The organism is Pseudomonas sp. SH10-3B (assembly GCF_019891415.1).
Taxonomy (GTDB): domain Bacteria; phylum Pseudomonadota; class Gammaproteobacteria; order Pseudomonadales; family Pseudomonadaceae; genus Aquipseudomonas.
The window spans coordinates 24,057-47,055 of sequence record NZ_JAFLXD010000001.1; the positions used below are offsets into that span (position 1 = coordinate 24,057).

Sequence of the window (22,999 nt, forward strand, 5' to 3'; positions counted from 1 at the left end):
GCGGCTCAGAACGTTGCGAAGGCGGCAACAGGGCTGACCAGCAGGCCGACGCCTGCCAGGATCAAGGCCAGCCTTGGCCGATACGGCAACAACAGCACCAGCAACAGGGCGCTGAGCATCAACACCGCGCACCACTCCACCAGGCCTTGGCCCCAACCGGCGATAGCCACGGCGGGCCAGATCGAGACACTCAGCAGCAGCCAACCGATGACGCGCAAAGCAAAGCGCCGCCGAGGCGATGGCTTGCTGTGCAGCAGTTCGCCGTGGTGGCGGTCGGTGGACAGGCATAAGGCGGTGAACCCGGCGTAACACATCAGCAGCGCGAGGAGCATTCAGTGCGCCTCCTGCTTGAGATGAAGTGGCCGCGCACGCTCGGTCTTGGGCTGCGGGGCCTTGCGGTGTTGCATCTTCCAGGCCGCCCAGGCAAGGAACACGCCGCTGGCGAGGCAGGTCAGGTCGAAGCCGGCCATGGCCCAGTCGCCACGGGCCAGGGATAGGCCCACATGTTGCTGCGTGGTCAGTGCATTGAGCAACGGGATGGCGGCAAACAGCAGTGCTGCGCAGCTCAATTGCTCAACCCACCCCTTGCGACCCCGGCGCAGGATCGCGTGCAACAGGCTCAGGCCCCAGGCGATAAAAAAGGCCTGCACTTCCCAATCGGAGCGCGCGGCGAAGCTCACCGGCAGCAGGCGGTTAGCCCAAAAGAACGTCGCAATAGCGATCAGCAGCCCGGACATGCTGGCGATATTCAGCACTTCCACCAGCCGCAGTTCAAACGGCATCACGCCGGTTTTTGCATGCTTGAGTTGACGTTTGCCGAGCCAGATCACCAGCCCCGTACCGATCATGGCCGTGCCCGCCAGGCCGCAGATAAAGTACAACCAACGCAACACCGGACCGGCGAAATGGCCCATGTGCAGGCCATAGAAGCTGCCGCCGATCGCCGCCGGCAGCGACTGCTCGCCACTGACCCGCAGCAGTTCGCCGGTAGTGCCATTGAACGCCACGGTGCTGCCGAAACCATGCACCACGCTGTCGGAACCGGCGCGGAACACATTCACCGACGCGTTCACATCGCTCGGGTTGTTCACCGCCATGCGCCCGACATGCCCTCCCGCCCACTGGGCCCGCGCTTGTTCGTACATCGGCAACAGCGGCAACAGTTTGCCCGGCTGTCCCAGCGCCGGCGCATTATTGGTGGCCGGGAATACTTCATTGAAGAAGGCGCGGGTGTCGTTGCCGTAGGAGGCCACGATCGGCGCCGGCATCACCATGCTCATGAAAATCACCAGGCTGCTGTAGGTGATCATCAGGTGAAACGGCAGCACCAGCACACCCACCGCGTTATGCCCATCGAGCCAGGAGCGCTGGCCTTTGCGGGGGCGGAAGGTGAAGAAGTCCTTGAAGATTTTCTTGTGGGTGATGATGCCGGTGATCAACGCCACGAACATCACCATCGCTGCGATGGTCGACAGCCAGCGGCCCCACGGGTATGGCATTTGCAGTTGGAAGTGGAAGCGATAGAAGAACTCCCCGCCCATGCTTTCACGGGCCTCTACGGCTTGCCCACTCACGGGGTCGAGGGTTTTCTGAATGAAATTGCCGCGCTTGCCAGGGTCGACTTTGTCTTGCCACATCACCGACAGGCCAGGGTCGCGGCTATCCGGCAAGGTGATGAACCAGCGTGCGGCCGTCGGTGCGACCTTTTGCAGGTAGTCCTGGGCGACGCTCAGACTGCGCGCATCATCCAGGGGATGGGCCTGCACCTCGGGCTGCATCCAGTGGCTGATCTCATCCTTGAAATAGGCCAGGGTGCCAGTCAGGAAAATCGCAAACAGCAGCCAGCCAAAGATCAGCCCGGCCCAGGTGTGCAACCAGGCCATCGCCTGGCGAAAGCCCTCTTTCATGTGCGTGCCATCCATAAGCCCACACCCGCCAGGGTGGCAAACGCCGCACTCGGTAGCATCACGCCGCACCACGCGCGCCATGCCGTACGGCAGGCGAAGCACCACAGCACTGCCAACAGGTAGAACACGAACGAACTCATCATCCCGGTAATCACCGCATCGGCGCGGGACGTTGGCATCCACAGTGCCAGGCAGATGCTGGCCAGGGACGCCATCAGGTAACCGCCGACGACAGCAGCCAGCACGCGCGACGTAACGGCGAGACGATAGGAGGCAGGCAGTGAGGTTTTGCTTTTCATGCGGGAGGCGCCAGGTTCATCAGCGCGCAATATTAATGATAAATATTCTCATAAGCAAAACAGAACGGATGAAACACCTGCCTTCGTGCATTGCCGAACGGTTTCCGGCGCCCTACAATGCGAACAATTCTTGTTCTCTAAAGCATGCCCATGCTTGTGGAGTGTTTGCGTTGCAGCCGTCCAACCCTGTCGAAGTACTCTACAACGACCATCACCACTGGCTCACCGGCTGGTTGCGACGCAAGCTCGGCTGCCCGCAAAGCGCTGCGGACCTGGCGCAGGACACCTTCATCCGGGTCCTGACCGCACGCGAAGCGCCGACGCTGATCGAGCCCCGCGCCTTCCTCACCACGGTCGCCAAGCGCGTGTTGTTCAATTTCTACCGCCGCCAGGACCTCGAACGCGCCTACCTCGACGCATTGGCGCAGATGCCTGAACAGGTGGCGCCCTCAGAAGAAGACCGCGCGATCATCCTGCAAACCCTGCTGGAGCTGGACCAATTGCTCGACGGCTTGCCCACGCTGGTCAAGCGCGCGTTCCTGCTGGCCCAACTCGACGGCCTGACGTATGCGCAGATCGGCGCTGAACTGGGCATCTCCATCGCCACCGTCAAACGCCACCTGCATAAAGCCGCCATGCGCTGCTACTTCGCCCTATGAATGTCTCGACCCAGGTCGCCGAACAAGCCGTGCGCTGGCTGATGGAAATGCAGCAAGGCGCGCTCAACCCACGCCAGCAAGCGGCCTGGCAGCAATGGCTGAATGCTCACAGCGAACATCAGCGCGCCTGGGACCATATCCAGCGCGTCAACCAACGCCTGCGCGGCATGCCGTCGCCCCTGGCTCACGCGGCACTGAACGCACCGACCACCACCAGCCGCCGCCAGGCGCTGAAGTTGCTGCTGATCCTCGGTGCCGGTTCGGCTGCGGCCTGGAGCCTGCGCCAGCAACATATCTTGCCGCCGCTGACCGCCGACTACCGCAGCCCGGTCGGCCAACGGCGCAAGGTGCAATTGGCCGATGGCAGCCAATTGCAGCTCAATACCGGCAGTGCGGTGGATATGCATTTTGATGGCCAGCAACGGCTGATACGCCTGCTCGAAGGCGAGATCCTGCTGACCGCCAGCGCAGGCAACGCGCCGCTGCAGGTGCTGACGGGCCAGGGCCTGCTCAGCAGTCAGGCGGCGCGCCTGAATGTGCGCCAGTTCAACGATCACACCCAACTGGCGGTCTTCGCTGGGCGTGTCGACGTAATGCCCAACCGCTACAGCGGCCTGCCCTTGACGGTCGAAACCTCGCACCAGGTCAACTTCACCCGCAAGGGCTGGGACACCCCGCGCCCTACCGACGCCAACAGCGGCGCCTGGGCCGACGGCATGCTGGTGGCCACGCATATGCGCCTGGAAGATTTCCTCGCCGAACTGGGCCGCTATCGCCGTGGCCAGCTCAATTGCGATCCGCAGGTCGCCAACCTGCTGCTGTCCGGCAGCTACCCACTGGACGACAGCGAACGCATTCTCGACCTGCTGGAAGTCAGCCTGCCGGTCAAGGTGCGGCGTTTTACCCGCTATTGGGTGACCGTCCAGGCCCGTGCGTAAATTATTTTCAGCCACCGTGAGCCGTTTTCCGCACCTCGCGTGACAGAGAAGGAAAGCTCCCTTGATCCTTCTTTCTCAGGACCGCCCTCCATGCCCCAGCAACCGACCCTTCTCGCTCGCACCTTGCGCCAGCTGCTACTGGGCGCCAGCCTCAGCTTCACCGTACTGCCTGGCGTGATGGCGGCCGATGCCAAGCCGTATCACATCGCCCCAAGCTCGCTGGAAGCTGCCCTGAACCAGTTTGGCCGTGAAGCCGGCGTGTTGATTTCCTTCGGCTCCGAGGTCACCGCGGGCATGCAGAGCCGTGGTCTGTCCGGCAACTACAGCGCTGCCGAGGGCCTGCAACAGCTGCTGGAAGGCACCGGCCTGCAAGCCCGCGCCGAAGGCGACAATGCCTTCAGCCTGCAACCGGCAACAGCGCCGGCGGCTGTCGAGTTGGCGACCTCCAGCGTGGTCGGCGACTGGCTCGGCGATGCGGCACAAACCAATGTATTCGAACACCCCGGCGCCCGTGACGTGATCCGCCGCGAAGAGTTCGAACGCCAGGGCGCCACCCAGGCCAAGGACGTGCTCAACCGCATTCCCGGCGTCAACGCGCCGGACAATAACGGCACCGGTAGCCACGATATGGCGCTGAACTTCGGCATTCGCGGTCTCAACCCGCGCCTGGCATCGCGCTCAACGGTTCTGATGGACGGCATCCCGGTACCCTTCGCGCCGTACGGCCAGCCGCAGCTGTCCTTCGCGCCGATCAGCATGGGCAACATGGACGCCGTTGATGTGGTACGTGGCGGCGGCGCGGTGCGCTACGGCCCGCAGAACGTTGGCGGCGTGGTCAACTTCGTGACCCGTGCGATCCCGGATGCACCCACCGTCAAAGGTGGCTTGCAGACCGAAACCAGCCCGTCTTCCAGCCATGACGGCTTCAAGACCACCGGCAACCTGCTGGCCGGCGGTACTGCCGAGAATGGCCTGGGCGGCGCGATTTTGTATTCCGGCACCCGTGGCGGCGACTGGCGCGAAAACAGCAACACGCGCATCGACGATCTGATCCTCAAAGGCAAATACCAGCTCGACGACGCCAACAGCTTCAACGCCATGGCGCAGTACTACGAAGGCCAGGCCGATATGCCTGGGGGCTTGAACGTTGCGGACTACAAGGCCGATCCGTATCAGTCCACCCGCCCCTACGACAAATTCTGGGGCCGCCGTACGATGTTCAACGTCGGCTATCGCTACGAGCAGGACCGCCGCGAATTCACCGTCAACAGTTTCTTCACCAAGACCCTGCGCAGTGGCTACCTGGATCAGGGCACCTTCCTGTCGCTGTCCCCGCGTGAATACTGGGTGCGCGGCGTGGAAACCCGTTTCGCCCAAGGCTTCGACCTCGGCCCGACCAGCCATGAAGTGGGCGTCGGCTACCGCTACATCAACGAAGCCGGCCACGAGTTGCGCTACCGCACGCCGATTTCCGCCAACAACCAGCAAATCCCCAGCACTGACAGCCGCAACGACCGCGACACCCGCGGTGGTACCGAAGCCAATGCGTTCTTCGTCGATGACCGGATTGATATCGGCAAATGGACCATCACCCCGGGTATCCGCTACGAGATGATCGAGTCCCAGCAGAGCAACAACCTGACCAACGTCAAATACAAAGGCGACTACAACACCGCGCTGCCGGCGTTGAACGTGCTCTATCACCTGACCGACGACTGGAACCTGTACGCCAACACCGAAGGTTCATTCGGCAGCGTGCAGTACAGCCAGATGCCCAACCGTGTGACCAGCGGTGAAGTCAAACCGGAAAAAGCCCGCACCTGGGAACTGGGTACCCGCTATGACGACGGCACCTTGCGCGCGGAGATCGGCGCGTTCCTGATCAACTTCGATAACCAGTATGAAAGCAACCAGACCAACGACTCGGTAATCGCCAGGGGCGAGACGCGCCACCAGGGTATCGAAACCAGCGTCAACTACGCCCTCGATGGTTTGAGCCCGGCGTTGGCCGGTTTCGATGTGTACGCCACCTACGCCTACGTCGACGCCACCATCCGCGAAGACGGCCCGAACAAAGGCAACCGCGTGCCCTTCTCGTCCAAGCACAAAGGCACCCTCGGCGTGGGTTACACCGAAGGGCGCTGGAAACTCAATGTGGACAGCAGCTACCAGAGCAGCCAGTTCGCCGATAACGCCAACACCGAGGCCGAGACCGCCGACGGTGCCAACGGACGCATCCCCGGCTACATGCTGTTCAGCAGCCGCGCGGCCTATGATTTCGGCCCGCAACTGTCGGATTTGAACGTGGCGGTCGGCGTGAAGAACATCTTCAACAAGCAGTACTTCACCCGTTCGTTCGACGATAACAACAAGGGCAAATACGTCGGTGAACCGCGTACGGTTTACGTGCAGACCTCCATCGCGTTCTAACTGCCCAAGCAACGCACAACCTGTGGCGAGCGGGCTCGCCCCGCGTTGGACTGCGTAGCAGGCCCGGCCTTTTCAAACGAAGAGCTGGGGTCGCTTCGCAACCCAACGCGGGGCAAGCCCGCTCGCCACAAGAAACCCGTTTTGCTCGCCCTGACCTGCCGGTTCTAACTGCCCGCCAGGCAACTGGGGGTGGCCGCGACCAACGCATCGATTGCACAACGTGTCTTGGCCGGCATATGCACGGCCGTGGGCCAGATCACATGGATGGGCGCAGGTTGCTCGCGATAGTCGGGCAACACCGCGACCAACTGCCCACGCAGCACATAGTGCGCAATCAACCAACTCGGCAACCAGGCCAGGCCCACGCCTGCAATGGCGGCATCCGCCACGGCCTGCATGTCATCCATTATCAGCGGCGAGGCCACGCGGTTGCGGTGCGGGGTAATGCTGCGATAGGCGATACCGCGATGGCCGGCAAGGTCTTCGATGCATTCAATCGGCCCGACGCGCTGCAAGTACGCCGGTGACGCCGTCAGTCCCACGGCCTGCTCGCCCAGACGACGCGCACTGAGGCGGTCGGTGTCGGGCAGCGGGCCGATGCGCACGGCGACGTCAAAGCCTTCCTGTGCCAGGTCCACCAGCCGATCGGCGAAGCTGATCTCGATCTCCAACTGCGGATAACGCGCCATCAACCCCCACAACGCAGGGGCCGCGTAGTGGTGCCCGAAAGCCAGCGGCAAGCTGGCCCGCAAACGGCCGCGTGGCTGCTGCCGGCCGCTTTCCAGCACCGATTCGGCAGCCTCAAGTTCCGCCAGCGCACGTAGGCAATGTTCGTAATACGCCTGACCGTCCTCGGTCAAACGCTGGCGCCGGGTAGAGCGCTGCAGCAGACACGTGCCCAGGCGTGCCTCCAATCGCGCCAGGCCCTTGCCGACCGCAGAGCGCGTGAGATTCAGCCGTTCGGCGGCCTCGGTCAGGGTGCCGCTTTCGACGATTTGCAGAAAGAGTTCAACACCATCAAAACGTGGAGTGGTCATGCGGTAATTGTCGCTCCTGATTCCCCTATCAAGAGAAAACTTATCACGAATAAAGAACCAGATTCCCCTGAAAATAACGCGACACGTCATCCACAGGAGAATCCCATGCCACCCGCCGCCACGTTATCGGCTGCCAGCCCCCCGCTCACCGCCAGAAACAACCTGGCACTCACCGCTGTGTGCCTGGTGGCACTGATGTTCGGCCTGGAAATCTCCAGCGTGCCCGTCATCCTGCCCACCCTGGAACGAGAATTGGGCACGGGCTTCCAGGACGCCCAATGGATCATGAACGCCTACACCCTGGCCTGTACCAGCGTGTTGATGGCGGCGGGCACACTGGCAGATCGCTTTGGTCGTCGGCGCATGCTGGTGTTGTGCCTGTGGGTGTTCGGCTTGGCCTCGCTGGCCTGCGGGCTGGCCGAGGATGCGTCGCTGCTGATCACGGCGCGGTTTGTCCAGGGCATCGGCGCCGGGGCGATGATGATTTGCCAGTTCGCCATCCTGTCGCACCTGTTTCGCGAACCGGCAGCGCGGGCGCGGGCGTTTGCAATATGGGGCGTGATTGCCGGAGTGGGCCTGGGCTTCGGTCCGATGATCGGCGCATTGATCCTGGCGGTGGCGGATTGGCGCTGGGTGTTCCTCGTGCATGTGCCGCTCACCCTGTTCACCCTGGTGCTGCTGCGCATCAGCGTGCAGGAATCCCGCGATCCGGCCGCTCATCGCTTGGAAATCGCCGGCATGCTCACCTTGACCCTGTCGGTGTTCGCCCTGGTGTACTTCATCACCCAAGGCAGCGAGCACGGCTTCGGCGCTCCGGCCATGCTCGGTTGGGCGGCGTTGTCGGTGCTCGGCTTGCTGCTGTTCATCACGGTCGAGTTGCGCAGTGCGCACCCGATGTTCGACTTCTCGGTGTTCCGCATCCAGCGGTTCAACGGCGCGCTGATGGGCTCGATCGGCATGAACTTCAGCTTCTGGCCGTTCATGATCTACCTGCCGTTGTACTTTCAGGCGGGCCTGGGTTACGACACCCTGACCACCGGCGCCGCGTTGCTCGCCTACACCCTGCCGACCCTGCTGGTGCCGCCGCTGGCCGAGCGCCTGGCCCTGCGCTATGGCGCCGAACGCATCATCCCCCTGGGCCTGGGCCTGATGGGCGCGGGTTTCCTGGCCATGGCCGCGGTCAACGGGGCCCAGCATCCACGTATCGAGTTGGTGCTGCTCAGTTGCGTGATCGCCGGCGTAGGCCTGGCGCTGACCAACTCGCCCACCACCAACACCACCACCGGTTCGGTGTCGGCCGACCGCGCGGGCATGGCCTCAGGCATCGACCTCAGCGCACGGCTGATCACCCTGGCGCTCAACATTGCGCTGATGGGGTTGGTGCTATTGCTGGGGATCAGCCATCAGTTGGCCGAGGTGCTGCCCGCCACCACGGCAATGGATTGGCCGGTTATCAGCCAAAGGATTGCCGCAGGAAAGTTGCAGTCGATGGGGCTGACAGTCAACGACGCCCAGGCGGCACTGCGCAACGGCGCCGGTTGGGCGATGCTGTTTGCCGGTCTGGGTGCTGGCGGGCTGGCGATGCTGAGCCGGTATTTTTTCCGACGCGGCCGCTGAACGAAAACGGGCCTGCAGATGCAGGCCCGTTTGCAGGGGGTGAAAAGAAAGTTAGCCGTTGATGACAGCGTTTTCGTTTTCCAGGAATTCCTGTTCCAGCGCGTCTTCGTTCACTTTGTTGATTGGCTGGTTTTTCGCGGCAGCGCGGGGCTTGCCTTGCAGTCTGCCGAACAGATGTTCCAACGCGTGATCCAGCTTGGTGGCCGCACTGTCAATCGCCTGTTCCAGGGTATCGCCCTTGGCGGACACCGACAGCGGTTGATGGCCTTTTGGCCGCGCTTCCAGGCGGCAACTTAAATCGTGGGGACCGGGCTTGTCGCCGTTCTCATCCCGCAGGTAGACCTCCACTCGGGTCAGGTCTTCTTCATAACGTTCAAGCGTGCTCTCAATGGTGGTACGTACCCACTCCTCCAGTCGGATGCTGCTTTCAATATGGTTATCGCTATTGACTTGGATTTGCATAGTTCTTCCCTTATTTCAGCTAGCTCGCGAGAGATCACAAACTGCAACACCGGGGTGGTGAAACCATGACCTCTTGATTACACAATTGAGCAGCCAGAGAAACATTTCAACCCCTTTGCAAAGATAAATCCCACATTACAAATTAACCCTGACGACAAGCAAAAACGCTGTTAGGGTGGGGAGTTAGTTACATCTTCTTACGCCACGCGATCCTCACAATTGCCCCTCTCCCAGGGGGTGCAATGCGCGAAAAATCCCTGCTTCCTCTACCAGCCAGTCATGCACCGCGCGCACGCCCGGATGGCTCAGCGCGCCCGGCGCGTACAGCAGCACATAGCGTTTGTGGTTGGGCACCGCGAGGCCGAACGGCACGATCAAGGTGCCGCGCTCCAGTTCATCGTTGAGCAAGGTGCGTCGCGCAATCGCCACTCCCATGCCGGCGATGGCAGCTTCGATGGTCAGGTGGTTGCGGTTGAAGGTGTGGCCACGGCGAACATCGGCGTCGTGGTAGCCAATGGCATTCAGGTAGAACTCCCACTCGGCATACTCATAACTCCCACGCCAGGCGGTGATGTCGTGAAGCAGCGGGAAATGCACGAGGTCGGCCGGACCGTGCAAGGGCGGTCGACCGCGCAACAGGCTGGGGGCGCAGACCGGGAAAATCTGCTCATCCAGCAGGGCTGTGGATAACAGGCCGGGGTAGCTGCCGTCATTGAGGTCGATGGCCAGGTCGAAGTCGCCCTCGTGCAGGGCGATGCTGCTGTCCTCGGCGACCATGCGCAGTTGGATATCCGGAAAACGCTGCTGCAAGCGGGGTAAGCGCGGAGTCAGCCACTTGCCGAGAAACGACGGAATCGAGCGCAGGCGCAAGGTGCCGCTGATCATCCCCGCGTCCAGGCGCTGCAATTCGGCATCGATGCTGCCGTAAGCCTCCCCCACCGTTACCGCCAGCCGCTGCCCCTCGGCGCTCAGCTCCACACCGCGCGCCCGTCGATGAAACAGCCGAAAGCCCAAACGCTCCTCCAACTGACGGATTTGTTGGCTTACCGCTCCCGGGGTGATGTGCAGTTCTTCGGCGCAGCGGGTGAACGACAAATGCCGCGCTGCGCAGGAAAACACGTGCAGCCAGACATAAGTCTGGCCATGGAGAGGGCGAGCCATAGGGTTTAGTCCTGCTAAAGGGTGTCTTAGGATAATTCGTTGGTCAGTGTCGACCCAGAGGCTCAGTATCGCGCCAATTGCGCTCGTCCTACAAAACATGGCAGCGATTCCTACTCCATTGCTTGTAAGGCTTTAGCATGGCTATCAGTGTTTTCGATCTATTCAAGGTGGGCATCGGCCCGTCCAGCTCCCATACCGTCGGCCCCATGCGCGCGGCGGCGACCTTCGCCCAGGCCCTGACGGACCAACAATTGCTGAGTGAAACCCGTCGCGTCGAAGTGCGCCTGTATGGCTCACTGTCCGCCACCGGTGTCGGCCACGCCACCGACCGTGCCTGCGTCATGGGCCTGATGGGCGAATGGCCGGATCAGGTCGATCCCACCTCGATCAACACCCGAATCCAGCAACTGCGCGAGTCCGGACAACTGTTATTGGCCGGCCAACAGGAAATTGCCTTCAACTGGCACAGCGACCTCCTGCTGCTGGACGAAAGCCTGCCCTACCACCCCAACGCCATGTCCCTGCACGCCTACGGCGACAACGGCTTGCTGAGCGAACAAACCTACTATTCGGTGGGGGGCGGTTTCATCATCGAAGCCGCTGAAGCGGCTTCGGGCATCGCGCCGACCAGCGATGTGCAATTGCCCTACGACTTCTCCAGCGCCGTCGAACTGCTGGCGCTGTGCAACAAGCACGGCCTGCGGGTTTCCGAATTGATGATGGCCAACGAGCGCGCATGGCGCAGCGATGAACAGATCCGCAGCGGCCTGCTGCATATCTGGTCGGTGATGCGCGAATGCGTGGAACAAGGCCTGCGCGATGAAGGCATCCTGCCCGGTGGCCTGGATGTGCCACGGCGCGCGGCGAAATTGCACCGCAGCCTGTTGGAAATCGGCAAACCCAATGTAATCACCTCGACCTTGTCGGCCATGGAATGGGTCAACCTGTTCGCCCTCGCCGTCAACGAAGAAAATGCCGCCGGCGGGCGCATGGTCACCGCGCCGACCAATGGCGCGGCGGGGATCATCCCGGCGGTGCTGCATTACTACATGAAGTTCAACGCCGACGCGTCCGACGACGATGTGGTCAATTTCTTCCTGGCCGCCGCCGCCGTCGGCATTCTGTGTAAGAAAAATGCCTCGATCTCCGGTGCCGAGGTGGGTTGCCAGGGCGAAGTCGGTTCAGCCTGCGCCATGGCCGCTGCCGGCCTGGCCGACATCCTCGGCGCCACCCCCGAACAACTGGAAAACGCCGCCGAAATCGGCCTGGAACACAACCTCGGCCTGACCTGCGACCCGGTTGGCGGCCTGGTGCAAGTGCCGTGCATCGAGCGCAATGCCATCGCGGCGGTCAAAGCGATCAACGCCACGCAGATGGCCCTGCGCGGAGACGGCAAGCACTTCATTTCCCTCGACCGCGTGATCCGCACCATGCGCGATACCGGCGCCGACATGCATGACAAATACAAAGAAACTTCACGGGGCGGCCTGGCGGTCAGCTGGGTGGAGTGCTGATTGCGCTGTCTGCGATCGTTTTTTCCGTGCTGCCCTGAAACGGATCACCGATCTCAATAACAACATAGAACCCATGTGGGAGGGGGCTTGCTCCCGATAGCGGTGCATCAGCCAAGTATTCATTGACTGATGCACCGCTATCGGGAGCAAGCCCCCTTCCACATAAGGACCTCATTGTTTGACAGATCGCTGTACGGCACGCCCTTTGCTGTACAGCCCATGAGGTAAACGGAATTTGTACAAACTCAGCGACGGAGTGGCCGGTGGTCAGGCAACGCGAACTAATCCCGATACCGGTCGTCAATGACTGCATGTTCTTATCAGGCGGTAACGCACCATGGACAACCCTTTTCAGATCATCACCGACACCTTCACCCCAAAATACCGTGTCAACCTGAGCATCCAACGGCTCGACGGCAGCATCATGCTCACCCTCTCGGACGAGACGGGCGTAGTGGCCAAACGCATGATCAGCGCCGAACAACGCAACGATCCGCAACGGCTCAAACGCTTGGTGCAAAGCATTCAATTCGGCATCGCCATCGAGCAGGGCCACAGCGCCATGGAGATCCTGGCGGTGATGACGGACGGCGACAGCCACAAATTGCTGCAGCGGCCACCGACCCGCCCCCTGCCCTTCAGCGTCGGGCTTTAAAGCTCACCCTTCTCGGTCTCCAGGCTCGCCTCGCCCTTGCGACGCGGGCCTTCGACCTTCACCGACGGGAACGCCGACGACGCGTAGCGCACCACCAGAATCGCAAACGCCAACAGCAGAATCCCACCGCACAGGTAGATGATGCCGATGTCGGGCGGGTTGTGGTGGGACACGTTGGAGATCAACAGCCGCGTGAGCGCGGTGATCGCCACGTAGATCAGGAAGCGCACCGGCATGTGGTTGGTCTTGAAGTAAATCCCGACCATCGCGCCCAATTCCAGGTAGATGAACAGCAGCAGGATGTCATCGATCTTGATATGCCCGTTCTCCAGCATCCCCAGAAACTCCATCACCGCTGCCCAGGCGGTCACCGCACCGATGGCGAACAACGCCAGGTAATGGAACGACTCGACAAACAGGTTGCCCAGGGACTCGGCCAGCCCATGGACTTGATGGCGCAGCTTTTCGGCCCAATTAAATTTCACGATGGTGCTTCCTTAGGTCGGTTCGACCGGATAATGCGGGTTGGACGTGACGGTTGTTCTGCATGCAGAAAAAAGGCCAGAGGCGGGTATAAGATGATGGCGGGGTGACATGAGGCACGCCGAACCGGTATTTACGGGCTACATTAAAAAACTGCTACCCAAACCCCACGGTTTGGCTTACCCTTTTCGCTGTATATAAATACAGTAGTCGCAAAAGACAACTATCGTGAAGGCATGTGAGGTGGTGAATGGCCGTCGAAGTGGTATACCGCAGCAGCCGAGATCTGGAGCGTTTGTTCATGGATAAAGCCGAAGCTGACCGTCATGACAAGATGCTTGAACTCGCTGAGTTGCTCGCAGAAGTGTTGCAAAAAGCCGTGCCGTCCCTGAGCGAGCAGCAGGTGGAAGAGGCCGGGATCTACATGGCGAAGAATCGCGATGTGTTTGCCAAGGCGTTCAAGAGCCAGCCGGACGCATTGTCCGAGCTGCTGAACGCGCCGGCGGAATAAAGCCCGAATTGAACAGGCCCTGAATCTTGGATTCAGGGCCTTTTTAATGTCTGGTCTATTTGTAGAGCAAACGCTCGGCCAGTTCGTCCGCGACCCGTGCAGGGGAGCGTTTTTCGGCTTGGGCGTGGGCGAAGATTTCGGTCAGTCGCGTGCCGATGTTCGATAGGTGCGCGGTGATGGTCGGCAGTTCGGCGCCGCTGTGTTTGAGGGCGACGTAGATCAGGCCGCCGGAGTTGATCACGTAGTCCGGGGCGTAGAGGATGCCGCGGCCTTCGAGCTGGTCGGCCACTTGCAGGTTGGTCAGTTGTGCGCTGGCGGAACCTGCCACAGCGGCGCAGCGTAGCTGACCGACGCTCTGGCGGTTGAACACGGCGCCCAGGCCACAGGGCGCGAGGATGTCGCACGGGGTGCTGAGCAACGCGTCGTTGGCGATGGGGTGCGCGCCGAGTTGTTCCATGGCCAGTTGCACCTTGCCATGGTCGACGTCGCTGACCAGCAGTTCGGCGCCGGCGGCATGCAGTTGTTCGGCCAGGGCGAACCCTACGTTGCCCAGGCCCTGGATTGCCACGCGCAAGCCTTCCAGGTTGTCGCTGCCCAGTCGGGCCATGGCGGTGGTACGGATACCGGCGAACACGCCCATGGCCGCATGGGGCGAGGGATCGCCGGCAGCGGTGGTACTGGTGACGAAACGGGTGTGTTGGGCGATGCAGTCCATGTCGGCGACCGAGGTGCCGCTGTCGGTGGCGGTGATGTAGCGACCGTCGAGTTGCTCGATGCAACGACCAAAGGCTTCAAACAGCGCCGCACGGTTTTCCACATGGGCGGGGCGCAGGATCACCGCCGTACCGCCCCCCACCGGCAACCCCGCCAGGGCAGCCTTGTAGCTCATGCCTTGGGCCAGTCGCGCAGCATCTGCCACGGCGCTTTCGTCGTCGGGGTAAGCAAGGTAGCGACAACCGCCCAAGGCAGGACCCAGACGGCTGTTGTGGATGGCTATGACCGCCTTCAACCCCGTCACCGGGTCGATGCTCAGGTGCAGCGATTCAAGGCGGGTGCTGTGCATGAGAGCAAACATCGTCAAGCTCCCGAATCACTTCTTGTGTCGCCAAGTATAGGCTTGCGGCAGAAAACTGCCGAAGTGCGCTGGAATAAGCCGCCCGGTTTTGCGGGCCCTGCGACATAAGCACGTAGGATATCTCTTAAGACACTGGACGAAATTTCCCAGCAAGGCTAAAACGGGGGCATCCGCCGGAGAAAGCAATGAATCCCCGCCAAGCCTTTTTCGCCTGCCTGGAACGTTCGCCCCCTGCGCTGTTTGAGGCCGCGCTGTGGATGGCTGCCGAGCATGACCCAACGGTGCAACCGCTGGTGGTCCTGCAGGACCTGAAATTGCTTGAGCAACAGGTCAGCCTGGGCATGCCCCTGCTGCCGGCGGACGAGCTGGGCCAACCCTTGCTGCGACGCATGAATGACCTCGGCTTCGCCCAGGATGACTTCACACCACTGCGCCCCGCCGCCGCCCTGCTGGACAAGGTGTTGCAACGCAAGCGCGGGCAGCCCCTGGCGATGGGGTTGATTGCCATGGAGCTGGCTCGACGCCTGGGGATCCCCATGGTCGGCGTCAACTTCCCGGGTCATTTCCTGCTACGAGTGCCCGGCGCTGATCACCTGCTGGACCCTTGCGGCGGACGACGCCTGTACCCCAACGATTGCCGCGAACTGCTGCAACGCCAATACGGCCCCAACCTCAAGCTGCAGGCCGACCACCTGCACACCGCCGAACCCCGTTCGATCCTGCAACGGCTGTCGCGCAACCTGCGCCAGTTGCACCTGGCCAATGACAACCCCTTGGCCGCCCTGATCGACGCCGAACGCGTGCTGGAACTGGGCAATGCCAGCGCTGCCGATTACCTCGCACGAGCCAGCCTGTATCAACGCCTGGACTGCCCCAACGCCGAGCGTTTCGACCTGGAACACGCGCTGATGCTCAGCGAAGACCCGATCCAGCGACTGCGCCTGACTGAACGTCTGGGACACCTGCCGCCCAACTCCGTGGTGCATTGAACAGCCTATTTTCAGGCGCATATTTCCCTGTGGCGAGCGGGCTTGCCCCGCGTTGGAGTGCGAAGCGCTCCCAAGATTTCTGGGGCCGCTACGCAGCTCAACGCGGGGCAAGCCCGCTCGCCACAGAAGCCCGTTCACCACAGAGGCCCGTTCTCCACAGAAGCCCGCTCGCCACAGTGATCCTGCTCGATGTAGATGCAATATTGTCAGTGATTGGCCGGCACCTTGAGGATATCGCCATGCAAAGGGCTCTTCGGCGCGTCAGTCGCGGGCGAGCGCACTTGGATAATCAACAACGCCGCGATCACCGCCGGAATCGCGCAGAAAAAGAAAATCTGCTGCACCGGAATCTGCATCGCCAGCAGCATGCTGCCAAATAGCGGCCCCAGGATTGAGCCAAAGCGCCCCACACCCAGCGCCCAGCCCGTGCCGGTCGCCCGCACGTGGGGTGGATAGAAATTGCTGGCGAATGCATTAAGGGTCAGTTGCCCGCCGATGATGCAAAACCCGGCGGCAAACACACAGGCCACCAGGTAACGCGGGTTGTCGTGGTTCAGACCCAGCAGCACAGTACACACCGCAGCCGCCGCCAGCACGCCGGACAGCAGCCGCACCTTGCGCTGCAAGCGGTCGGCAAACCAGGCCATGCCGATGGCGCCCAAGGTGCCGGCGAACAGGAACATTGAGGTCACCAGGTTGGCTTCATTCAGCGCCAGGCCACTTTCCAGCAGCAGCGACGGCAACCAGCTGATCATGAAATACAACAGGATCAGGCTGACAAAAAAGGTCGCCCAGATCAGCACGGTCGGGCGTGCATAGCCATGGCGAAACAGCTCCACCACCGTCAGTTGGCTACCCTGTTCGCGGCGGTTTTCTTCCTCCCTCGCCAGAGGCGCACGCCATTGCGGCAACATGCGCGCGGTGACCTTGTGCAAGCGTGCATACGGCGGCGCATCGCGTAACAGGCGCGGCAGGGATTCCGGCAGCCGCCATACCAGGAAAGGGAACAGCAGCAACGGTGTCACGCCGCCGGCAAGAAACACCGCCTGCCAGCCGAAGCCGTCGATAAATCCCGCCGCCACAAACCCACCGGCCGCCCCGCCGAACGAAAAGCCACACGCGGCCAATGTCACCATCAAGGTACGCAAACGAGGCGGGGAATAGTCCGACATCAACGCCATCGCACAGGGCATCGCACCGCCCATGCCGATGCCGCAGATAAACCGTGCGGCCATCAGGGTGGTGAGCGAGTTGGCGAACACCATCAAGAGCGTGAGGCTGGCGTAGATCAGCACGCAGCTCAACAAGATGCGGCGTACGCCAAACCGGTCCGCCAAGGGGGTCACGAGCAGCGAGCCCAAGGTCAGCCCCAGCAGGTTGGCACTGAACACCGGGCCGAACACGGCCTTCTCCAAGCCCCAATCCTTGGCCAAGGCCGGCACTACATAGCCCAGCACCTGGGCATCGTAGCCATCGGTCACCAGCAGCAACGCCAATAACAGGAGAATCAACCACTGATAGCGCGACACCGGACGGGCATCGAGTGCCGCGCGAAAGCTGGCAATCTGGTTGTGCATCGCAAGGTACCTGTTTTTATTATTGTTCCCGCGCAGAGCGTGGGAATGATCACTCAGGGGGTGTCGGGTTGGTTGGCAGGGTGAGCCTGGACGAATGCCGGATGCTGCGCCGCCAACGCCGCCACCCTGGCAATGCGCGGATACGCCACCAACGGCACCTTGAAGCGCTCTGCCGCATACAACTGGGGAATCAGGAATGCATCCGCCATCCCCGGCTGCTCGCCAAAGCAATAGCCCTTATCGCCAATCAACTGCTCCACCGCGCCCAGCCCCTGGCTGATCCAATGCCCGATCCACTCCAGCACCTGCACCTCATCATGCCCCCACTGGCGCAACAGGTTCTGGGTGCTGGAGTTGTGCAACGGGTGGATATCGCAGCCGATGATCGAGGCGACCGCGCGTTCGTGGGCACGGGTGGCCAGGTCCTTGGAAAGCAGCGGTGCCTGTGGATAACGTTCTTCGAGGTACTCGATGATCGCCGGCGACTGAATCAACAGTTCACCGTCATCGGTACGCAAGGCCGGCACCCGGCCTTGGGGGTTGATGGCCAGGTACTCCGGCTGGCGATTGGCGCCGCCCGCCGGCACCAGCAGGTTGACCGGCACGGCGGTGAAATCCAGGCCCTTGAGCGCCAGGGCGATGCGAACCCGGTACGACGACGTTGAGCGGTAGTAGGTATAGAGTTCCATCGCCCTGCCCTCTTAGCGCGCCGCGACCACAGTGCCACGGCATTCGCCGAAGCCGATGGAGGCGAAGCCTTCACGACTGCAACGGGCGCGCAGGATGATTTCGTCGCCGTCTTCAAGGAATCTGCGCACTTCGCCGCAAGGCAGTTCGATGACCTTCTTACCACCTTCGGTCATCTCCAGCAGACTGCCGAACTGCCCGGCTTCAGGGCCGGACAAGGTGCCCGAACCAAACAGGTCACCGGCCTGCAGTTGGCAACCGTTGACGCTGTGGTGCGCCACCAACTGCGCGACGGTCCAGTACATATGCAGGCTGTTGCTCAGGGCGAGGCGATGAGCCGGCAGGTTTTGCTCGCGCATCGAAGCGGTGGTGATCAGTACTTCCAGCTCAATATCGAGCGCGCCGGCCGCCTGATCGCGGTTATCCAGCAGGTACGGCAGCGGTTGCGGATCGCCTTCGGGCCGCGACGGCTGCGCTTTGCGAAACGGTTCCAGGGCTTCGGCCGTGACCACCCACGGCGAAATGCTGGTGATGAAGCTCTTCGACAGGAACGGGCCCAGCGGCTGGTATTCCCAGGCCTGGATGTCCCGCGCCGACCAGTCATTGAGCAGGCAGAAACCGGCGATATGCTCAGCTGCATCGCCGATGGCAATCGATTCGCCGATGGCGTTGCCCTGGCCAATCCAGATGCCCAACTCCAGCTCATAGTCCAGGCGTGCGCAGGGGCCGAAGGTTGGTTCGGTCTGGCCAGCCGGCAAGGTCTGGCCTTTGGGACGACGGACGTCGGCACCCGAGGTGCGAATGGTCGAGGCACGGCCGTGATAACCGATCGGCACATACTTGTAGTTCGGCAGCAGCGGGTTATCCGGGCGGAACAGTTTGCCGACGTTCTGCGCGTGCTCGATGCCGACGTAGAAGTCGGTGTAGTCGTTGATCTTCGCCGGCACGTGCATCTGGCAATCGGCGGCGCGGTGCAGCACCTGCGCTTCACGGGTCTGCAGTTTACTGCCCTCCGCCAACAGTTCCAGCAGGCGCTCGCGCAAGGCCACGCGCGGGCCACGGCCCAGCTCGAAAAAGGCGTTCAATTGACCGCCCACGGTGGCTTCAACGGCGCGGCGGGCTTCGCCTTCAAACTCATCCAGGGCGGCGTGCAGGTCGAGGATCGCGTCGCCAATCGCCACGCCACTGCGCGGTGCCGAGCCGTTGATGCTGAACACCCCCAGCGGCAGGTTTTGCAGGGGGAAATCGCGGTGGCCGTTGGCAGAGGCTACCCAGCTGCGGATAGGAGTTGGCTGTGTCATGGGTTATCTCCGATTCGGGTTGAAGGTGGCGGGCAGCGAAGCCCAGCACGCGTCATAAGAAGGTTGCAGTTGCGGGCACTCCAGGGCGAACCGGGTGGGACGCAGCACTTGGCTGGTCTCGAACATGAAGGCCATGGTGTTATCGATCTTGTGCGGCGCGAGGTCCACGTTGATGGCCTTGGTGCAGGTCTCGCCGTCCGGGCCGTGGGCGCTCATGCAGCTGTGCAGCGAGGCACCGCCGGGCACGAAGCCTTCGGCCTTGGCATCGTAGGCGCCCTGGATCAGGCCCATGTACTCGTTCATCAGGTTGCGGTGGAACCACGGCGGACGGAAGGTGTTCTCGGCCACCATCCAGCGCGGCGGAAAAATCACAAAGTCGAGGTTGGCCAGGCCGTGCACGCTGGTGGGCGAGGTCAATACGGTGAAGATCGACGGGTCCGGGTGATCGAAGCTCACGGTGCCGAGGGTGTTGAAGCGGCGCAGGTCGTATTTGTACGGCACGTTGTTGCCGTGCCAGGCCACCACGTTCAGCGGTGAATGGTCCAGCTCACAGGCCCACAGTTCACCGAGGAATTTCTGCACCAGCGTGGTCGGTTGCTTGAGGTCTTCGTAGTGGGCCACCGGCGTGAGGAAGTCACGCGGGTTGGCCAGGCCGTTGCTGCCGATAGGCCCCAGGTCCGGCAGGCGCAGCGGCGCGCCATGGTTTTCGGCGACGTAACCGCGCGCTTGTGCATCCAGCAGCTCCACGCGAAATTTGAGGCCACGGGGCAATACCACAATGTCCAGCGGCTCGACGTCCAGCACGCCCAATTCGGTGGCAATGCGCAGGCGGCCCTGCTCGGGGACGATCAACAGCTCGCCGTCGGCATTGAAGAACACGCGGTCCATCGAGCGGTTGGCGCAGTAGTCGTAGATGCTGATGCCTGAGGGTTTCTCTGACCCTGAGTTGGCGACCATGGCGACCAGGCCGTCGACAAAGTCCGTCGGCTCAGTCGGAATATCCAACGGGTTCCAGCGCAGGCGATTGGGCGTCACCGCGCCCAGAGGGCCACCGGCCAGCTGCCGCTCCAGCTTGATAAACGCCGGGTGATTGGCCGACGGCTGGATACGGTACAGCCAGGTGCGGCGGGCTTCGCTGCGCGCCATGGTGAACGCCGTGCCGGAGAACAGTTCGGTGTACAGCCCGTAGGGCGCTTTTTGCGGGGAGTTCTGGCCGACCGGCAGCGCGCCGGGCAGGGCTTCGCTGGCGAATTCATTGCCGAAGCCCGACAGGTATTCGAGGTTCATGGATCATCCTCTGACGGAAGTTGTTTTTATCGTAATCCAGTTACGCATAACGTAATTTGATCACTATCGACCGTCAAGCTATAAAGACGCCCATTCATCTCTCGGATTCTCGCCCTTCCATGGAAAAGCCCCGCGACACCGGTAAACAGAAAGTCCGCTCGGCCGAAGTGGGCACCGATATCCTCAAGGCCCTGGCCGAACTGTCGCCGGCCACGTCGTTGTCGCGTCTGGCCGACCATGTGCAGATGCCGGCGAGCAAGGTGCATCGTTATTTGCAGGCGCTGATCGCTTCGGGTTTTGCCGAACAGAACACCGCCACCAACCATTACGGCCTGGGCCGCGAAGCATTGCGCGTGGGCCTGGCCGCGCTGGGCAGCATCGATGTGCTGAAAGTCGGTGCCCTGCCCCTGGCCGAGCTGCGCGACGAACTGAATGAAACCTGCTTTCTCGCGGTATGGGGCAATCAGGGCGCGACCGTGGTGCAGATCGAACCGGCGGTACGCGCAGTCACGGTGGTGACGCAATTGGGCTCAGTGTTACCGCTGCTCAGCTCATCGACCGGGCTGGTGTTCAGTGCCTTCCTGCCGTCGCGGGAAACCGTCGAGTTGCGTGAGCGTGAGATCGAGGCCGGTATCGCCCATGCCCTCGCGGACGATCAGGCCTACGCCACCACCTGCGAACAAATCCGCCAGCGCGGCCTGCACTTTGTGCATGGCCTGCTGATGCCGGGGGTGGATGCGTTGTCGGCACCGGTATTCAACGCGGTCGGGCACGTGGCGGCGGTGATGACCGTGGTGGGCCCCACCTCGCTGTTCCATGCCGACGAAGATGGCCCGGCGGCGCAGCGCTTGCTGGCGGCGACCCAGGCCGTAAGTTGGCGGATGGGTTACCAGCCCTGAACTAGTCGTGCCACTGGGCCAGGGCCAGCGCCAGGCGGTTCTCCAGGGCGCGGATAGGGGCGGCGTCGCTGACGTAGTTATTGCTGATCATCGAAAACACCAGGCGCCTTCCCTCAGCGTCGGTGATGTAGCCGCTCAGCGATGACACGCCGGCCATGGAGCCGGTCTTGGCGTGCAGGTTGTTTTCGGCAGCCGTCCCGCGCAGGCGATAACGCAGGCTGCCGCCGCTCATACGATCGGCATTGCCGGCAATCGGCAAGGCGCTGTACCAGGCGTCGAACCAGGGTTGTTTTGAAGCGGCCAGCAGCAGATCCGTGAGATTTTGCGCCGACACCAGGTTGCGTCGCGACAAACCGGAACCATCTACCTGGCTGAGCGTCGCCGGGTCCAGGCCCTGGCGCTGCATGAACGCCGCCACCGCCGCCACGCCCGCTGCCGCAGTGCCCGCATTGGCCCTTTTGCGGCCCATGGCCTTGAGCAGGGCTTCGGACATGTTGTTGTTCGAAAGCTTGAGCAGCGGCGTGATCAAGTCCTGCAACGGCGCCGATTGATGCTCGGCCAACACCGTCGCCGTCGCAGGGCTGGCCCCCCCGATCACGCGCCGCCCGAGCACCTGGATACCCTGCTGCGCCAGCGCCTGCTCAAACAGATTGGCCACCAATTGCGTCGGTTCCCACACACTCACCCACTGCCGGCTTTGCTTGCCCGGCGCCAGCGCGCCGCTGAGTTGCAGCAGGTTGGTGCCGTGCTGGCGGGTAATCGCGTAGCTGTTGCCGGGGCCGCTGATGGCGCGGTTACTCAGTTGCACGTAGTCGGTTGACGGGCTCACCACCACGTTCACTGGCTGGCCGAGGGCGACGGGAGCCTTTGCCGTGACGAGTAAGGTGCCTGCATCAAAATCCGTGTTGGGCGACACCGTCAGCGCCGAAATCTGTGCGCCGTAGTAAGTGCTCTCGTCGTCCTGGGCCCAGTCCACGCCCAAGCGCTCGGCGTCGAACCACGTGTCGTCGAACACCAGGTCGCCTTGCACCTGGCGCACGCCCTGGCTCGCCAGTTGGGCGGCCAGTGCCTGGAAGTCGGCGAACTGCGTGGTCGGGTCGCCGAGACCGCGTAGGTACAGGTTGCCGGCCAGGCGCCCACCTTGCTGGGTGCCGTTGCTCAACAGTTGGGTGGAGAAGCGGTATTGCGGCCCCAGCACATCCATCGCCGCAGCGGTGGTCAGCAACTTGAGGTTGGAGGCCGGGATCAGGCGCGTGCGCGGGTTGTGTTGATAGAGGGTGCTGCCACTGCGGGCGTCGCGCACCATGACGGAAACCGTGGCGCCGTTGAGGGCAGGATCGGCCAGCAGGTGATCCAGTGTTGAAGGCGTGGACGGCGGCGAAACACTCGCACAGCCGCCCAGTAAAACGCTCAGGCACAGCAGGTGTAGCCATCTTCCAAAGTGCATCAGTACTGTGTTCCGCAAAGCCATTAATGGCCGCAACGCTAACAGCTCCGTACCTTTGTGGCGA

The 22,999-nt window shown here is 62.3% G+C and carries 22 protein-coding genes; 9 read left to right on the plus strand and 13 right to left on the minus strand.

What is annotated here, in order from left to right; all coding sequences use genetic code 11:
• Positions 1 to 5: 5 nt before the first annotated feature.
• From J1G35_RS00125 to J1G35_RS00135, 3 genes are read right to left on the minus strand one after another with little or no spacing between them, the layout of a single operon-like run.
• Positions 6 to 332: a DUF3325 domain-containing protein gene (locus tag J1G35_RS00125; protein WP_223012845.1), complete on the minus strand. Its 327-nt coding sequence runs from the start codon at positions 330 to 332 to the stop codon at positions 6 to 8.
• The gene (locus J1G35_RS00130) at positions 333 to 1,907 is read right to left on the minus strand and encodes a PepSY-associated TM helix domain-containing protein (RefSeq protein WP_223012847.1); all 1,575 of its coding nucleotides are present in this window, start codon (positions 1,905 to 1,907) and stop codon (positions 333 to 335) included.
• Positions 1,904 to 2,206, minus strand: a complete 303-nt coding sequence (locus tag J1G35_RS00135; RefSeq protein WP_027604677.1) for a DUF3649 domain-containing protein — start codon at positions 2,204 to 2,206, stop codon at positions 1,904 to 1,906. Before J1G35_RS00135 ends, J1G35_RS00130 begins: the two co-directional genes overlap by 4 nt.
• A gap of 170 nt (positions 2,207 to 2,376) precedes the next feature.
• Here J1G35_RS00135 and J1G35_RS00140 point away from each other — a divergent pair, with 170 nt between their 5' ends.
• From J1G35_RS00140 to fecA, 3 genes are all read left to right on the plus strand, one after another.
• On the plus strand, positions 2,377 to 2,865 hold the full coding sequence (locus tag J1G35_RS00140; protein ID WP_053133780.1) for a sigma-70 family RNA polymerase sigma factor: 489 nt from the start codon (positions 2,377 to 2,379) through the stop codon (positions 2,863 to 2,865).
• Positions 2,862 to 3,803 carry a FecR domain-containing protein gene (locus J1G35_RS00145; RefSeq protein ID WP_223012849.1) on the plus strand — a complete coding sequence of 314 codons (942 nt, stop codon included), beginning with the start codon at positions 2,862 to 2,864 and terminating at the stop codon, positions 3,801 to 3,803. The genes J1G35_RS00140 and J1G35_RS00145 overlap by 4 nt, the downstream gene beginning before the upstream one ends.
• Positions 3,804 to 3,893: 90 nt before the next feature.
• Positions 3,894 to 6,233: a TonB-dependent Fe(3+) dicitrate receptor FecA gene (gene fecA, locus J1G35_RS00150; RefSeq protein ID WP_223012851.1), complete on the plus strand. Its 2,340-nt coding sequence runs from the start codon at positions 3,894 to 3,896 to the stop codon at positions 6,231 to 6,233.
• A gap of 164 nt (positions 6,234 to 6,397) precedes the next feature.
• Here fecA and J1G35_RS00155 read toward each other — a convergent pair whose 3' ends face one another.
• The gene (locus tag J1G35_RS00155; RefSeq protein WP_223012853.1) at positions 6,398 to 7,270 is read right to left on the minus strand and encodes a LysR family transcriptional regulator; all 873 of its coding nucleotides are present in this window, start codon (positions 7,268 to 7,270) and stop codon (positions 6,398 to 6,400) included.
• Between the two features lie 105 nt (positions 7,271 to 7,375).
• Between J1G35_RS00155 and J1G35_RS00160 the strand changes: the two genes are divergently transcribed.
• A complete protein-coding gene (locus J1G35_RS00160; protein WP_223012855.1) occupies positions 7,376 to 8,887 on the plus strand; it encodes an MFS transporter in 1,512 nt (503 codons plus the stop codon).
• Between the two features lie 51 nt (positions 8,888 to 8,938).
• On the opposite strand, the gene J1G35_RS00165 is transcribed toward J1G35_RS00160, so the two are convergent.
• Together J1G35_RS00165 and J1G35_RS00170 are read right to left on the minus strand one after the other, a co-directional pair.
• A complete protein-coding gene (locus tag J1G35_RS00165; RefSeq protein WP_027604683.1) occupies positions 8,939 to 9,349 on the minus strand; it encodes an HPF/RaiA family ribosome-associated protein in 411 nt (136 codons plus the stop codon).
• Positions 9,350 to 9,562: 213 nt separating this feature from the next.
• Entirely contained in the window at positions 9,563 to 10,510 is a 948-nt protein-coding gene (locus J1G35_RS00170) for a LysR substrate-binding domain-containing protein (RefSeq protein ID WP_223012856.1), read from the minus strand.
• A 137-nt stretch (positions 10,511 to 10,647) separates the two neighbouring features.
• On the opposite strand from J1G35_RS00170, the gene J1G35_RS00175 reads away from it, so the two are divergent.
• Entirely contained in the window at positions 10,648 to 12,024 is a 1,377-nt protein-coding gene (locus J1G35_RS00175) for an L-serine ammonia-lyase (protein ID WP_223012858.1), read from the plus strand.
• Positions 12,025 to 12,361: 337 nt separating this feature from the next.
• Positions 12,362 to 12,679: a DUF3509 domain-containing protein gene (locus tag J1G35_RS00180; protein ID WP_065924197.1), complete on the plus strand. Its 318-nt coding sequence runs from the start codon at positions 12,362 to 12,364 to the stop codon at positions 12,677 to 12,679.
• Here the strand turns inward: J1G35_RS00180 and J1G35_RS00185 are convergent.
• Complete coding sequence (locus tag J1G35_RS00185) at positions 12,676 to 13,164, minus strand: phosphate-starvation-inducible PsiE family protein (protein ID WP_053131246.1); 489 nt, start codon at positions 13,162 to 13,164, stop codon at positions 12,676 to 12,678. The genes J1G35_RS00180 and J1G35_RS00185 overlap by 4 nt on opposite strands.
• Positions 13,165 to 13,412: 248 nt before the next feature.
• Between J1G35_RS00185 and J1G35_RS00190 the strand changes: the two genes are divergently transcribed.
• Complete coding sequence (locus J1G35_RS00190; protein WP_012722374.1) at positions 13,413 to 13,673, plus strand: YebG family protein; 261 nt, start codon at positions 13,413 to 13,415, stop codon at positions 13,671 to 13,673.
• Between the two features lie 55 nt (positions 13,674 to 13,728).
• Here J1G35_RS00190 and J1G35_RS00195 read toward each other — a convergent pair whose 3' ends face one another.
• Positions 13,729 to 14,748 (minus strand): Glu/Leu/Phe/Val dehydrogenase dimerization domain-containing protein, encoded by a 1,020-nt coding sequence (locus J1G35_RS00195; RefSeq protein WP_223012860.1) that lies wholly within the window; start codon positions 14,746 to 14,748, stop codon positions 13,729 to 13,731.
• A 185-nt stretch (positions 14,749 to 14,933) separates the two neighbouring features.
• On the opposite strand from J1G35_RS00195, the gene J1G35_RS00200 reads away from it, so the two are divergent.
• Positions 14,934 to 15,737 carry a transglutaminase family protein gene (locus J1G35_RS00200; RefSeq protein ID WP_223012862.1) on the plus strand — a complete coding sequence of 268 codons (804 nt, stop codon included), beginning with the start codon at positions 14,934 to 14,936 and terminating at the stop codon, positions 15,735 to 15,737.
• A 206-nt stretch (positions 15,738 to 15,943) separates the two neighbouring features.
• Here the strand turns inward: J1G35_RS00200 and J1G35_RS00205 are convergent, their stop codons facing one another.
• Genes J1G35_RS00205 through hmgA form a run of 4 tightly spaced genes read right to left on the minus strand, consistent with a single transcriptional unit; the run spans position 15,944 to position 20,589 of the window.
• Positions 15,944 to 17,314, minus strand: a complete 1,371-nt coding sequence (locus J1G35_RS00205) for an aromatic acid/H+ symport family MFS transporter (RefSeq protein ID WP_053131252.1) — start codon at positions 17,312 to 17,314, stop codon at positions 15,944 to 15,946.
• A 53-nt stretch (positions 17,315 to 17,367) separates the two neighbouring features.
• Positions 17,368 to 18,003 carry a maleylacetoacetate isomerase gene (maiA, locus tag J1G35_RS00210; RefSeq protein WP_053131255.1) on the minus strand — a complete coding sequence of 212 codons (636 nt, stop codon included), beginning with the start codon at positions 18,001 to 18,003 and terminating at the stop codon, positions 17,368 to 17,370.
• Between the two features lie 12 nt (positions 18,004 to 18,015).
• A complete protein-coding gene (fahA, locus tag J1G35_RS00215) occupies positions 18,016 to 19,302 on the minus strand; it encodes a fumarylacetoacetase (protein ID WP_223012864.1) in 1,287 nt (428 codons plus the stop codon).
• A 3-nt stretch (positions 19,303 to 19,305) separates the two neighbouring features.
• Positions 19,306 to 20,589, minus strand: a complete 1,284-nt coding sequence (gene hmgA / locus J1G35_RS00220; protein WP_223012866.1) for a homogentisate 1,2-dioxygenase — start codon at positions 20,587 to 20,589, stop codon at positions 19,306 to 19,308.
• Positions 20,590 to 20,708: 119 nt separating this feature from the next.
• Between hmgA and J1G35_RS00225 the strand changes: the two genes are divergently transcribed.
• A complete protein-coding gene (locus J1G35_RS00225) occupies positions 20,709 to 21,488 on the plus strand; it encodes an IclR family transcriptional regulator (RefSeq protein ID WP_223012868.1) in 780 nt (259 codons plus the stop codon).
• A 1-nt stretch (position 21,489) separates the two neighbouring features.
• Here J1G35_RS00225 and dacB read toward each other — a convergent pair whose 3' ends face one another.
• Positions 21,490 to 22,935: a D-alanyl-D-alanine carboxypeptidase/D-alanyl-D-alanine-endopeptidase gene (dacB, locus tag J1G35_RS00230; RefSeq protein WP_223012870.1), complete on the minus strand. Its 1,446-nt coding sequence runs from the start codon at positions 22,933 to 22,935 to the stop codon at positions 21,490 to 21,492.
• Positions 22,936 to 22,999: the final 64 nt, after the last annotated feature.